At 61.4% G+C, this 13,315-nt stretch carries 14 protein-coding genes; 8 read left to right on the forward strand and 6 right to left on the reverse strand.

Features of this window, described 5'->3' with window-relative positions:
* Positions 1–283 (forward strand): hypothetical protein (locus tag BM059_RS25515; protein WP_208606109.1); only part of this gene is annotated, 283 nt, incomplete at its 5' end.
* Positions 284–386: 103 nt separating this feature from the next.
* Here the strand turns inward: BM059_RS25515 and tyrS are convergent.
* Entirely contained in the window at positions 387–1,586 is a 1,200-nt protein-coding gene (gene tyrS / locus BM059_RS15370; protein ID WP_037000096.1) for a tyrosine--tRNA ligase, read from the reverse strand.
* Between the two features lie 211 nt (positions 1,587–1,797).
* On the opposite strand from tyrS, the gene BM059_RS15375 reads away from it, so the two are divergent.
* Together BM059_RS15375 and BM059_RS15380 are read left to right on the forward strand one after the other, a co-directional pair.
* Positions 1,798–3,225: a peptidoglycan DD-metalloendopeptidase family protein gene (locus BM059_RS15375; protein WP_074939706.1), complete on the forward strand. Its 1,428-nt coding sequence runs from the start codon at positions 1,798–1,800 to the stop codon at positions 3,223–3,225.
* Positions 3,226–3,228: 3 nt separating this feature from the next.
* The gene (locus BM059_RS15380; RefSeq protein ID WP_074939708.1) at positions 3,229–4,320 is read left to right on the forward strand and encodes an anhydro-N-acetylmuramic acid kinase; all 1,092 of its coding nucleotides are present in this window, start codon (positions 3,229–3,231) and stop codon (positions 4,318–4,320) included.
* A gap of 62 nt (positions 4,321–4,382) precedes the next feature.
* Here the strand turns inward: BM059_RS15380 and erpA are convergent, their stop codons facing one another.
* The 4 genes from erpA to argC all read right to left on the reverse strand — a co-directional run bounded on the left by erpA (position 4,383) and on the right by argC (position 7,042).
* Complete coding sequence (erpA, locus tag BM059_RS15385; RefSeq protein WP_037000101.1) at positions 4,383–4,733, reverse strand: iron-sulfur cluster insertion protein ErpA; 351 nt, start codon at positions 4,731–4,733, stop codon at positions 4,383–4,385.
* 128 nt (positions 4,734–4,861) lie between these two features.
* Positions 4,862–5,272, reverse strand: a complete 411-nt coding sequence (locus tag BM059_RS15390; RefSeq protein WP_074939712.1) for a bactofilin family protein — start codon at positions 5,270–5,272, stop codon at positions 4,862–4,864.
* Positions 5,262–5,948 (reverse strand): DUF6776 family protein, encoded by a 687-nt coding sequence (locus BM059_RS15395; protein ID WP_074939715.1) that lies wholly within the window; start codon positions 5,946–5,948, stop codon positions 5,262–5,264. Before BM059_RS15395 ends, BM059_RS15390 begins: the two co-directional genes overlap by 11 nt.
* Positions 5,949–6,007: 59 nt before the next feature.
* Entirely contained in the window at positions 6,008–7,042 is a 1,035-nt protein-coding gene (argC, locus tag BM059_RS15400) for an N-acetyl-gamma-glutamyl-phosphate reductase (protein ID WP_074939718.1), read from the reverse strand.
* Positions 7,043–7,176: 134 nt separating this feature from the next.
* Here argC and hemJ point away from each other — a divergent pair, with 134 nt between their 5' ends.
* From hemJ to BM059_RS15425, 5 genes are all read left to right on the forward strand, one after another.
* Complete coding sequence (gene hemJ, locus BM059_RS15405) at positions 7,177–7,605, forward strand: protoporphyrinogen oxidase HemJ (RefSeq protein ID WP_074939721.1); 429 nt, start codon at positions 7,177–7,179, stop codon at positions 7,603–7,605.
* Positions 7,606–7,615: 10 nt separating this feature from the next.
* Positions 7,616–8,578, forward strand: coding sequence for an NAD(P)H-dependent flavin oxidoreductase (locus BM059_RS15410; RefSeq protein WP_074939724.1), 963 nt, complete (start codon positions 7,616–7,618; stop codon positions 8,576–8,578).
* On the forward strand, positions 8,575–9,837 hold the full coding sequence (locus BM059_RS15415; RefSeq protein WP_074939732.1) for an alanine racemase: 1,263 nt from the start codon (positions 8,575–8,577) through the stop codon (positions 9,835–9,837). Before BM059_RS15410 ends, BM059_RS15415 begins: the two co-directional genes overlap by 4 nt.
* Before the next feature lie 125 nt (positions 9,838–9,962).
* A complete protein-coding gene (locus BM059_RS15420) occupies positions 9,963–10,925 on the forward strand; it encodes a DUF805 domain-containing protein (RefSeq protein ID WP_074939735.1) in 963 nt (320 codons plus the stop codon).
* 10 nt (positions 10,926–10,935) lie between these two features.
* The gene (locus BM059_RS15425) at positions 10,936–11,724 is read left to right on the forward strand and encodes an SDR family NAD(P)-dependent oxidoreductase (RefSeq protein WP_074939737.1); all 789 of its coding nucleotides are present in this window, start codon (positions 10,936–10,938) and stop codon (positions 11,722–11,724) included.
* A 7-nt stretch (positions 11,725–11,731) separates the two neighbouring features.
* On the opposite strand, the gene BM059_RS15430 is transcribed toward BM059_RS15425, so the two are convergent.
* The gene (locus BM059_RS15430) at positions 11,732–13,213 is read right to left on the reverse strand and encodes an AAA family ATPase (protein WP_139220748.1); all 1,482 of its coding nucleotides are present in this window, start codon (positions 13,211–13,213) and stop codon (positions 11,732–11,734) included.
* Positions 13,214–13,315 lie beyond the last annotated feature (102 nt).

Genomic DNA, 13,315 nt, shown 5'->3' on the forward strand with positions numbered 1-13,315 from the left:
CTCAACCAAGGCCGCGCATTCTACAGCAGCCTTTCTATCTGTCAAGCTGTTTTTCGAATTTGTTTCCGGAGAAACTTCTTTCTACTCAACCACTTGCGCCTTCGATCAGAACTTCTTCTCTCCAGCGGGAGGCGCATTCTACAGCGTTCAAAACCGCTGTCAACCACCTCTTTTCTACCGCTTTCGATCCATTCGACCGAACCACCAACAGGATCAAACCACCACCCTATCGACCGACGCGCATTCTACACGCCAGATCCAGTTTTGCAAGCTCTTCATTTAACTTAACTTATTGATTAACAAGCAGTTTTTGAAGCGCTTCATCGCTGAATTGGCGCGCATTCTACCGCCAGCAGAATGCGCGTCAAGCTTATTTTGCAGTTTTGTTACTCGGCTTTGAGGGTAACGCGCGCAAAAGCCTTCTTGCCTGCCTGGCAGATATGGGTCGCACCCACCTTGAACATGAAAGCACGATCAACCGCTTCGCCATCAACGCGCACGCCGCCCGAGCCCAGCAGGTCGCGAGCAACGGCAGCATTCTTCACCAAGCCTGCCTTATTAAGAACAGAAGAGATCGGCATATCTTCAGCCGAAACCAGTTCGACCTCCGGCAGGTCTTCCGGCAGCTCGCCATCCTTCATGCGATTACCTGCCGAGCGGTGTGCATTGGCAGCGGCCTCTTCACCGTGGAAACGCGCAACGAGCTCTTCAGCCAGCTTGATCTTGATGTCACGCGGATTCGCACCCTGCTCGACGTCGCGCTTGAACTGTTCGATCTCTTCCATGGAGCGGAAGCTGAGCAGCTCGAAGTAGCGCCACATCAAGGCATCAGGCATGGAGACGAGCTTGTTGTACATCACGCCCGGCGCCTCCTGGATACCCACGTAGTTGCCCAGCGACTTGGACATCTTCTTCACACCGTCCAAGCCTTCAAGCAACGGCATGGTGACGATGCACTGCGATTCCTGGCCATAGGCACGTTGTAACTCGCGGCCCATCAGCAGGTTGAACTTCTGATCAGTACCGCCTAGTTCGACGTCCGCCTTGAGCGCCACGGAGTCATAGCCCTGGACCAGCGGGTAGAGGAACTCATGAATGGCGATCGGCTGATTGCCGGTGTAACGCTTGTCGAAGTCATCGCGCTCAAGCATCCGCGCCACGGTGTACTGCGAAGCCAGGCGAATGAAGTCAGCCGGCTTGAGCTGATCCATCCAGGTGGAGTTGAAGGCGACTTCGGTCTTGGCCGGATCAAGAATCTTGAAGACCTGCTGTTTATAGGTCTCGGCGTTATCCAGTACCTGCTCACGGGTCAGCGGCGGACGTGTGGCGCTCTTGCCGCTGGGGTCGCCAATCATTCCGGTGAAGTCGCCAATGAGGAAGACCACCTGATGGCCGAGCTCCTGGAACTGGCGCAGCTTATTAATAAGGACGGTGTGACCGAGATGCAGATCCGGCGCAGTAGGATCGAAACCCGCCTTGATCCGCAGCGGCTGACCACGCTTGAGCTTTTCGATCAGCTCAGCCTCAACCAGAACCTCTTCCGCACCGCGCTTGATCAGCGCCAGCTGCTCTTCAACCGACTTCATAAAATGACTCACAATGACCGCATTCAAAAAGGGAACCAACCATACAAGAACGCTGACAAATCACAAGTTTTGCTCAGCGCAAGGCAGACCCAGCTCCGATCATCGACTGCAGGGTTGCCTCCGGGCGGTTTTGGTTATATTTTATACAGTTAGTGCATATTCATCATGCTCTTCTTTTAATCTTCATCTTTTCACTTCAAAAAGCAGCCCTATGACCTCTACATCTAAAGCGCCGCCACTCTATCCGAAGACCCATATTCTTGCAGCGAGCGGCGTGGCCGCGCTGCTCAGCCTTGCCCTTCTGGTGTTTCCGACACGCGAAGTCGAAGCGCAGAAAACCTTTCTCGACCTGGATCTCGGCAACGATACCGAGCAGGTGCTGCAAGAGAAAGACGACCTCCGAGCGGGATTGCCAGTGCCTGGCGCCGCCTCGCCTTTCGCCACGGTCGAGCAAAGCACGGACACCGCCGAGAACAGCGCAGAAGACGCTGATGAAAATATCCTAGAAACAGCCGATACGACTCCTCCCTCCGATCCCAACCACCACAACGTCACGGTCAGTAACGGCGACACGCTTTCTACCGTCTTCGCCAAAGTCGGCCTGAACGCCAACGACCTGCATGAGGCACTCAATAGCAGCAAAGACGCCAAGCAGTTCAGTCGCCTCAAAGTGGGCCAGGTGCTGGATTTCGAACTGAACGAAGACGGTAAGCTGAAGAGCCTGCAGAGCAAACTCAGTGATCTGGAAACCATCCGCCTCAGCCGCACCGACAAGGGCTTCGATTTCCAGCGCGATCAGGTCAAGCCGGAAGTGGTAACCGCTTACAGCCGTGGCGTGATCAACAGCTCGCTATTTCTCTCTGCCAAGCGTGCAGGCCTGTCGCATAACCTGACCATGGACCTGGCCAACGTATTCGGCTACGACATCGACTTCGCCATGGATATTCGCGAAGGCGACGAGTTCGAAGTGATCTATGAAGAGAAGGTGGTAAACGGCAAACGTATCGGTACTGGCAATATTCTCTCGGCACGCTTCACCAACCGCGGCAAGACCTATACCGCCGTGCGTTACACCAGCAAGCAAGGCACCACCAGCTACTACAACGCCAATGGTGAAAGCATGCGCAAGGCGTTCATCCGTACTCCGGTGGACTTCGCTCGTATCAGCTCGCGCTTCTCCAATGGCCGCAAACATCCCATCCTGAACAAGATCCGCGCACACAAGGGCGTCGACTATGCAGCGCCACGAGGCACGCCGATCAAGGCTGCCGGTGACGGTCGCGTAACGCTTGCAGGCCGCAACGGTGGTTACGGCAATACCGTGATAATCCAGCACGGCCAGCGCTATCGCACCCTTTACGCGCACATGCAGGGTTTTGCCAAAGGCGTTCGCAACGGCACCAACGTCAAGCAGGGCCAAATCATCGGTTATATCGGCACCACTGGCCTGTCTACCGGACCTCACCTGCACTATGAGTTCCAGGTCAATGGCGTCCACGTCGATCCGCTCAGCCAGAAACTGCCGATGGCCGATCCGATTGCAGCGAACGAGAAACAGCGCTTCATGCAACTGAGCAAACCGCTGATGGCACGCATGGACCAGGAAAAGGCCACCATGCTGGCCGCCAACCAGCAGTAAGTCGTGCCTCTCTATATTGGGGTGATGTCCGGTACCAGCCTGGACGGACTGGACATCGCGCTGATCGATCAGGATCAGCGCCCCAGACTCATCGCCACACTTTACCGACCCATGCCAGAACAGCTGCGTAGCGAGCTGCTGGCATTGTGCGCCTCTGGTGATGACGAGCTGGCTCGAGCTGCGGTTGCAGAACAGCACTGGGTCGAACTGGCCGCAGCTGCTATCAACGAGCTATTGCAGCAACAGAATCTGACCGCACAACAAATTCGCGCCATTGGCAGCCACGGCCAGACCGTGCGCCATGAACCCGCACGTGGCTTCACCATTCAGATCGGCAACCCGGCGCTACTGGCCGAGCTCACCGGCATTTGCGTGGTCGGCGATTTTCGTCGTCGTGATGTGGCTGCCGGCGGTCAAGGAGCCCCTCTGGTGCCTGCTTTCCACCAGGATCTGTTCGGCAGCAGCCAGCGCCAGGTCGCCGTGCTGAATGTCGGTGGTTTCAGCAATCTCAGCCTGCTGTCACCTGGACAGGACGTTCTGGGATTCGACAGCGGCCCGGGCAACGTTTTGCTCGATGCCTGGATTCAGCATTGCCAGGGTCTGACCTATGACCGTGATGGTGCCTGGGCGGCCAGCGGCAAGGTACAACCCGAGCTGCTGACGCGACTGCTGAGCGACCCTTTCTTCGCGACTCAGGGCCCGAAAAGCACGGGGCGCGAACTGTTCAACCTCGAATGGTTGCTCGGCCACCTGCAAGCCCTTCCCGCTCTGGCCAGCGAGGATGTCCAGGCCACTCTGGTAGAACTCACCGCCCGCAGCATCGTCGGCGCCTTGCACAACGCGCAAGCTCACACAGACGCTCTGCTGGTATGCGGCGGCGGTGCCCATAACGCTTGCCTGATGAAGCGCCTGGGCGAAATGCTGAGCGGCACCAGGGTGAGCAGCACCGCGGTCGAAGGTGTAGATCCGGACTGGGTCGAAGCCATGGCATTCGCCTGGCTGGCCCATTGCGCGCTGGAAGGTATACCTGGCAACCGCCCGAGCGTGACGGGCGCCAGAGGTCTGCGCGTTCTCGGCGCCATCTATCCAGCCTGAAGCGCAGCGCACAAACGAAAACGCCGCGCATCGTGCGCGGCGTCTGTCATCAGGCGAAGGCTTCAGATCGAGAAGGACGACCCACAACCACAGGTAGTGGTGGCGTTGGGATTCTTGATCACGAAGCGCGAACCTTCCAGCCCTTCCTGATAGTCGACCTCGGAGCCCGCCAGATACTGGAAGCTCATGGCATCGACCACCAGGCTCACACCCTCACGCTCGACGATGGTGTCGTCTTCGGCCACATCCTCATCGAAAGTGAAGCCGTACTGAAAGCCCGAGCAACCGCCACCCGTGACGAACACGCGCAGTTTCAGGCGCGGATTGCCTTCTTCATCGACCAGATTCTTCACCTTGCTGGCCGCGCCCTGGGTGAAGTGCAAGGAGGCAGGGGTGAAGGTTTCGACGCTCATGCTATAACTCCTGGCGCCATGCGCCACACTGCGTTAGCAGGCTCTTGAAAACTGCCTGCGTTGCCTGGCCGTCGTTAAAAACAGCCTGCTGGGCGCGCATTATCCGCTTGCCCTACAAAATTGGTCAACTATTGCTCGACTTCCAGCGCTGCCGGTAGCTCGAGTGGCCGTTCGCCTTCCTTGATGTGACAGAGACGCCCTTCGATCTGCGCCCCCATGGCCATTTCCATCAGGCCGTAATGCAGGTTGCCACGCACTCTTGAGCGTGAACCCAACTCAAGATGACCGCTGGCGAACACATCGCCGTTCACCTCTCCGTCGATCACGATATGGGGTGCCCTTATCTCACCTTCAACCAGGCCACCGACGCTGACGCGCACCAATCCCTCGCTGGCCAGCAGATTGCCGGTGACCCGACCATCCACCTGCACGGCGCCCTGAAAGCGCATGTCGCCGACCAGTTCGGCACCAGCGGCGATCAGGCTGGTCTTGCCGCTGAAGCGCTGCAGGTCGGGTTTGGTCTTGTCTTTACTCCACATGGGTGGCTATCGCTCCTGATTTTATCCATTCGAATGTACGGCTAAGCGGCTTGTCGCCTTCGACCTCCGCCTGAACCTTGACCTGAAGCGGCTCGAAGCCCTCAGGCAGCTGCAGCTCGCCGAAGCGACCGGCTTCGGGGAACGACTGAAAATGCTTGAAGGAGAACACGATGCTGCTCTCGCTCACTTCGTCTGACAGCGCCGCCAGCTCCAAGGTGGCCGGTTTGCCGTTCTGCTGCCCCTCTACAGTAATACGTAAACGCCCCTGCAATGCCTCGTCACTGGCACCGACCCGGCTCATCAGCAGCTTGTAGCGAAAGCGCTGCGGTGTGTCCGTGGCTTGTAACTCAAAGGCTCGGATACGCAGACCCTCACGACGGCTGGCAGGCGCCAGCACGCCTTTGTAGAAGGCCAGGTCCTGCTGCTGCTTGAAGATCTGCTCCTCCAGCAGCTTGATCGTCCGCCGATTCTGCTCCATGGCCTGCTGAGTGACCTTGTCGCTACTGCCGACAACAGCCAGGCGCTGACGCAGCAGCTCCAGCTCCTGCTCCTGTTCGGCGAGGCGGGTCAGTAGCGCGTGTGTCTCCTCGGGCGCCTGCTGTGGCTGTACCTGTTCCAGCGGCCAGTACCAACCCAGAGCAAAGGCCGCCGGGATGCACAGAACCAGCAGCAGCAACCAGCAGCGACGCCTGCGTTCACGACGCGGATCGCTGAGGCGGACCTCCCAGCCCGCTGTCACGGCAGCAGGGCCGCGTGCGACAGACCGAGGTGTTCGTCGAGGCCGAAGAGAATGTTCATGTTCTGTACTGCCTGGCCGGAAGCCCCTTTGACCAGGTTGTCGATCACCGACAGCACCACCACCAGGTCGCCGCCTTGCGGACGGTGCACGGCGATGCGGCACACGTTGCCTCCGCGCACACTACGGGTTTCCGGGTGGCTGCCGGCCGGCATCACGTCGACGAAGGGCTCGCCAGCGTAGCGCTTCTCGAACAGCGCCTGCAGATCGACCGAGGTATCGGCCACGCGCGCATAGAGGGTCGCGTGAATGCCACGAATCATCGGCGTCAGGTGGGGAACGAAGGTCAAGCCGACGTCGCTGCCTGCCGCCTGACGCAGCCCCTGGCGAATTTCCGGGAGGTGGCGATGCCCCTTGACCGAGTATGCCTTCATGCTCTCGCCGGCCTCACAGAACAGCGAGCCAACACTGGCACCACGGCCGGCGCCGCTGACACCGCTCTTGCAGTCGGCGATCAGACTACCAGCATCCGCCAGACCAGCCTCGAGCAGCGGGATCAGCCCCAGTTGAGTGGCGGTCGGATAGCAGCCAGGCACGGCAATCAGGCGCGCCGTCTTGATGGCCTCGCGGTTGACCTCGGGCAGGCCGTACACCGCCTCGCTCAGCAGCTCGGGCGCGCCGTGCGGCTGGCCGTACCACTTGGCCCACTCTTCGGCGTCCTGCAAGCGGAAGTCGGCGGACAGGTCGATCACCCGAGTACCCGCAGCCAGCAGCTCGCCGGCCAGGGCATGGGCCACGCCGTGCGGAGTGGCGAAAAACACCACGTCGCAGGCCCCCAGGGTGGCGACATCCGGGACGCTGAACGCGAGATCCGGATAGTGGCCGCGCAGATTGGGGTACATCTCATCGACGCGCAGGCCGGCCTCGGAACGGGAAGTGATCACGGTCACCTCTGCCTGCGGGTGTTGCGCCAGCAGACGCAGCAGTTCGACACCGGTGTAGCCCGTGCCGCCGACGATACCGACCTTGATCATCACATGCCCCTTTGCAAAAGCCATTGGAAAGCTGCCGATGATAAAGCCGCATCGGCCAAGCTCCAACCACGGAGGTGACGCAGGCCGTCAGCAGCCTCTACTATCGAGGCCATTTTTCAGCGTGAGAAGCGAAAATGCTCTATCTCTGGCTCAAGGCTCTGCACATCATCGCCATGGTCTGCTGGTTCGCCGGCCTGTTCTACCTGCCGCGCCTGTTCGTCTATCACGCCATGAGCAATGACGCCGCCAGTCATGAACGTTTCTGCATCATGGAGCGCAAGCTGTATCGCGGCATCATGATCCCATCGATGATCGCCACGCTGGGCCTAGGTATCTGGTTGCTCAGCCTCAATTCGGCATACTACTTCAGCCAAGGCTGGATGCACGCCAAGCTCACGCTGGTGGTGGCGCTGGTGATCTATCACCACCTGTGCGGCGCTCAGCTCAAGCGCTTTGCCCGCGGCGAGAACAGCCGCAGTCACGTGTTCTATCGTTGGTTCAATGAAGCGCCGGTGCTGGCACTGCTGGGCATCGTCATCCTGGTTGTCGTCCGCCCCTTCTGAGGAGTTCGCCATGTCTCTGCCCGCCCTGCTCGAACAACGCCTGCGCCTGCCTCTGGTGGCCGCACCGATGTTTCTGGTGTCCAACCCGGCGCTGGTCAGCGCCTGCTGCAACAGCGGTATCGTCGGCAGTTTTCCGGCCTTGAACCAGCGAGAAAGTGCCGGCTTCGCTGCCTGGCTCGACGAGATCGAGGCCAGCCTCGCGAGCGACGCGGCGCCCTACGCCGTCAATCTGATCGTTCACCACAGCAACCCACGCCTACAGGCAGACCTGGCCATCTGCGTCGAACGCCGCGTGCCCATCGTCATCACCAGCCTGGGCGCGGTGAAGGAAGTGGTCGATGCGGTGCACAGCTACGGCGGCCTGGTATTCCATGACGTGACCACTCGCCGTCATGCTGAAAAAGCCGCCGAAGCAGGCGTGGACGGTCTGATTGCCGTGGCGGCCGGTGCTGGTGGCCATGCCGGCACCTGGAGCCCCTTCGCGTTGCTGGCGGAGATTCGTCAATTCTTCGACAAGACCGTACTGTTGTCCGGCTGCCTCAACCACGGCCACGAAATGCTTGCCGCGCAGCTGCTCGGCGCCGACCTGGCCTACATGGGCACACGCTTCATCGCCACCGCCGAGAACAACGCATCGGCCGACTACAAGGCGATGATTCTCGCTGCCCAGGCCGCCGACATCATCCACACGCCTGCCGTGTCCGGTGTTCCCGCGAGCTTCATGCGCCAGAGCCTGGAACAGGCCGGCTACGACCTGAAACAGCTGCAGAACAAGGGCGATATCAACTACGGCGAGAAACTCAAGCCGGTGGACGACGAAGCCAAAGCCTGGAAGACCGTGTGGTCGGCCGGCCAGGGGGTTGGCGGCATCGACGACCTGCCTTCGGTGCAGGAGCTGGTAGCACGACTCGACCGCGAATACCGCGCTGCCTTGGCACGCAGCCAACAACTGGGGCAGCGCTGGCCACGATGAAGCGTCGCCACCTGCTAGGGTTGGGCGCGCTTGGACTGCTTGGCGGCTGGGCGTTGCGCCCGGCCGAGCGTGGTCAGACGCATGACGCCTACTTCGCCGAGCTCAACCAGCAGCTGCAACGCGACAGCGAGGGCGTGCCGACCCTGCTGCTCGACCTCGACCGACTCGACGCCAATGCCGATCTGCTAGCAGCTCGGCTCGCCGGCCGCCTGCAACTGCGCCTGGTCGCCAAATCGCTGGCCAGCACCGGCCTGCTGGAGTACCTGGCCAAGCGTCTGCACACCCAGCGTTTCATGGTTTTTCACCAACCGCAATTGGATCGCCTGGCGCGAAACTTTCCCCAGGCCGATCTGTTGCTCGGCAAACCCATGCCGGTCGCCGCAGCGCTGAATTTCTATCGACATCTTCCGCAGCACCTGGACTTCGACCCCGACCGCCAGGTGACCTGGCTTATCGACAGCCAGCAGCGCCTGATGCAGTACACGGAACTGGCCAAGGCTCTGGGTCGCCCGCTACGCATTGCACTGGAAATCAACATCGGTCTCGAGCGCGGTGGCTTCGCCACGCCACAGGCGCTGGCTCAGGCACTGCAGCAGCTTGGCCAGTTGCCGGCCCTGCAGTTGCAGGGACTGATGGGATATGACGCGCATGTCGCTCGTAATCCACCCTGGCAAGGCCAGTTCCAGGCATTCAACGACGCCGATGCACGCTATCAACAGTTCATCGCCGGCGCGCAGGCATTCAGCGAACTATGGCCGAAGCAAGCACTGCTCAACGGCGGCGGCAGCCTGACCTATGCACTGCACAGCCAGCAGCAGAGTGCGCTCAATGAAGTCGCCGTTGGCTCAGCCCTGCTCAAGCCGGCGGAATTCGACACAGCGCTGCTGCAGGCGCATCAACCCGCGCTGTGGATCGCCAGTCCAGTACTCAAGGCCGTCAAGGGCACCCTGCCCTACCTGCAATCGCTGCAGCCGCTGATCGAAGCCTGGAACCCCAATCGGCAGAACGCCTATTACCTCTATGGCGGTCGCTGGCCAGCGCAGCCCGTTTCACCGGCCGGGCTCGACTACGACCAGCTGTATGGCCGCAGCGCCAACCAGGAGCGCCTGATGGGCAGCAGCGGCACGCAACTGACCAACCAGGACTGGGTATTTCTACGCCCTGCGATCAGCGAAGGGTTGCTGGGTGATTTCAGCGAAATACGTCTACTACGCCGCGGCCAACTGGTCGGCCGCTGGAGCACAATAAGCGACGCCTGAAAAATGCCTGCCTGCACGCTTCAGGCCGCTTGTATATTGGCCTCACGGCACTCTAGGCTTACGCCTCGCCTGCTGCTGAACGGGCACTACGCTCACTCCCCCTTCCCGCCGACAAGGAAGCTCGCATGAACCCACCGCGCTACAAGATAGTGTTCGACGGCCAACTGATGCCCGAGGCCTCGCTGGAAACGGTCAAGTCAAACCTCGCCCGCCTGTTCAAGAGCGACCTTGCTCGCATCGATAGTCTATTCAGCGGAGCGCCGGTAGCACTCAAGCGTGACCTGGACGAAAGCGAGGCGGATCAATACCTCAATGCCCTGCAGAAGGCCGGCGCCAACGTGCGCAAGGAGTTGGATCAAGCCGCCAATCTCAGTCTGGTGCCGACCGAGGCCGAAACCGTGGAGGCCGAGCAGGCTGCTACGCAAGACATGACCTGCCCGAAATGCGGCCATGAACAAGCCAAGGCAGCCGAATGTTCTGCCTGCGGCGTCATCATCGAGAAATACCTCGCACGTCAGGCACAGCTGGCCGAGGCTGCTCCTGTGCCGACCGCAACCGCGCCGGCGGCGTCACCCTATGCGCCACCACAAGCGAGTGTCGCCGAGCAGTTGCCGCAATACTCCGAACTCAAGGTGTTCAGCGTAAACGGCCGGATCGGCCGCGTGCGCTACCTGGGCTGGACCATGGCCATGCTGCTGTGCATGCTGCCGCTGATGTTACTGTTCGCCGGCGCCTCGGCCATGTCCAGCGTCCTGGGCACCCTGATAATGGGCGTCGGCGTGATCGCCATGATCGTCATCGGTGTGTTCATCGGCGTTCAGCGCCTGCACGATATGGGCTGGTCCGGCTGGCTATGGCTGCTCAACTTCATTCCCGTCATTGGCACCGTCTTTGCGCTGCTGATGCTGATCATTCCCGGTACCCAGGGAGTCAACCGTTACGGCCCACCGCCGCCGCCGAACAGCACCGGCGTCAAGGTGCTGGCCTGGTTGTTCCTGCTGGTGCCTGTGACCGGCATCGTCGCCGCCATCGCCATTCCCCAATATCAGGGCTATCTCGATCGCGCCAGCGAGTATCAGGAGCAGTAATCCCCCGACCATGCGCAGCTATGCACTGATCACCGGCGCCTCCAGCGGCATCGGCCTGGCCTTGGCCGAAGCCCTGGCACGCCGGGGACGCAACCTGATCCTGGTGGCACGTCGACGTGATGCCCTGGAAAGCATCGCCTGCGAACTGGCGCAGCGCTTCGGCGTCGAGGTGCTGTTTCGCCTCTGCGACCTGAGCGAGCCACTGCAACTGTCTGGTCTGCTGCTGGAACTGGAAGAAGACCAGTGGCACGTCGACCTGCTGGTGAACAACGCAGGCCTGGGCTGTGCCGGCGCTTTCCTCGAACAGGACTGGAGCCGCGAGCAGGAGCAGCTCGAGGTCAATGTGCTGGCGCTGACCCGCCTATGCCACGCGCTCGGCCAACGCATGGTCGAGCACGGCGGCGGACAGATCCTCAACGTCGCCTCGGTGGCTGCGTTCCAGCCCGGCCCCTGGATGAGCAGCTACTACGCCAGCAAGGCCTATGTGCTGCACTTTTCCGAAGGGTTGCGCGAGGAGCTGAAAAGCCGCGGCGTGCGTGTGTCAGTACTCTGCCCAGGACCGACGCACAGCGCCTTCTTCCGTGCGGCGCAAATGGACGTCACCCGCCTGACTGGCAGCAAGCTGATGATGAGCGCCGAGGAAGTCGCGCTGATCACCGTTCGCGCACTGGAAAAGAACCGCGCCATAATCATCCCCGGATGGCGCAACCGCCTGCTGGCCCTGAGCCCGCGCCTGGCGCCGCGCTGGCTGGTGCGCACGCTAAGCGGCCGCCTGACCAGGCCCTTTACCGGCGCCTGATCATGGCTCAGCCGGCGTTGACGGTGCGCCCATCCGCCCACTGCCGCAGTGCTGCCAGACGCTCCGCCATCACCACCGACAGCGGTGCCGTACCCTGCAGCGCGCGCAGCAGCAACGACTGATCGACTGCCTGCTGTTGCGCCTGACCGGCGTACAGCGCGCTGACCACCGCCTGTTCGATCTCGGCCCCGGAATAACCCTCGCTGGTCGCGGCCAGTTGCGCCAGATCGAAACTGGCCGGCTCCAGCTCGCGGCGCTGCAGGTGGATACGGAAGATCTCGGCACGTACCTCGGCACTGGGCAGATCGACGAAGAACAGCTCGTCGAAACGCCCTTTGCGCACCAACTCGGGCGGCAGGCGGTCGATGGCGTTGGCCGTGGCCACGACGAACACCGGTGCCTTGCGCTCGGCCATCCAGGTCAGCAGGGTACCGAGTACGCGCTGACTCACGCCGCCGTCGTGGTCGCCACTGGCCAGGCCCTTTTCCACCTCATCCATCCACAGCACGCAGGGCGCCATCTGCTCGGCAAGCCGCAGCGCCTCGCGCAGGTTACGCTCGGTCTCGCCGAAGAACTTGTTGTACAGGCAGGCAAAATCCAGCCGCAGCAGCGGCAAGCCCCAGAGTCCGGCCACAGCCTTGGCGGCCAGGCTCTTGCCGCCGCCCTGCACACCCACCAGCATCACGCCCTTTGGCGCATCCAGCAACTTGCCTTCGAGAAAACCGGCCTGGCGTTCGCCCAGCCAGCGCTTGAGATTGACCAGCCCACCGACTTCGGCAAAGCGCGCCGTGTCGTATTCGAAGCTGAGCACACCCTCCAGATCCAGCAGCTGGAACTTGGTCTTGTTCAGCTCAGGGATGTCTTCCTGGGTGATCGCCCCGTCATCGCAGATCACGTTGCGCGCCAGCGACCGCGCCTCGGCATGGCTGAGACCGCGCAGGTTCTTCACCACCTGCTGCAGGGTACGGTTGTCGGTACGCACCCGTGCGCCACGGTTGCCTTCGCTCCAGCGCGTCGCCTCGTCACGCACGATGCCGAGCAGTTCGTCTTCCGACGGTAGCGCGAGACTGAAACGGGCGGCGAAACGCTGCACTTCAGCCGGCAGCCTGAGCAGATGCGACACCAGCACCAGCGTCGGCTTGTGCGCTGCCTCGCTCATGGCGATTTCCTTGAGCAGACGCACCAGCCGGGGGTTGTCATCGAGGTAGGGATGCAAGTCGCACATCACGTAAAGGTTCGGCTGCGGATCGGCCTTGATCATTCGCAGCGCCGCCTCCGGCTCCAAGGTCGGCGACTCGTCCACCGGTGCGCCGCCGAAGCCCAGGCGCTGCAAGCCCTCGGTCACCGACCAGGTATGCAGGCCGAGGCCGCGCTTGACCGCCAGACCGGTCAGGGTTTCCAGCACGCGCAATTCGTCCCAGGACTCGATGACCACCAGCTTGACCTTGGAATCCAGCACCAGCCCAAGATCATGAATATCGTTCTTCAACACCCGCTCCTTGTGAAGTTTGGCCAGCCGCGCAAGCAGGGTTACCATCCGCGATTTCGCAGAATCGGAGCTCACAGCATGGTCCATCTGAACACGCAGATC

It is taken from the genome of Ectopseudomonas composti (assembly GCF_900115475.1).
GTDB lineage: Bacteria > Pseudomonadota > Gammaproteobacteria > Pseudomonadales > Pseudomonadaceae > Aquipseudomonas > Aquipseudomonas composti.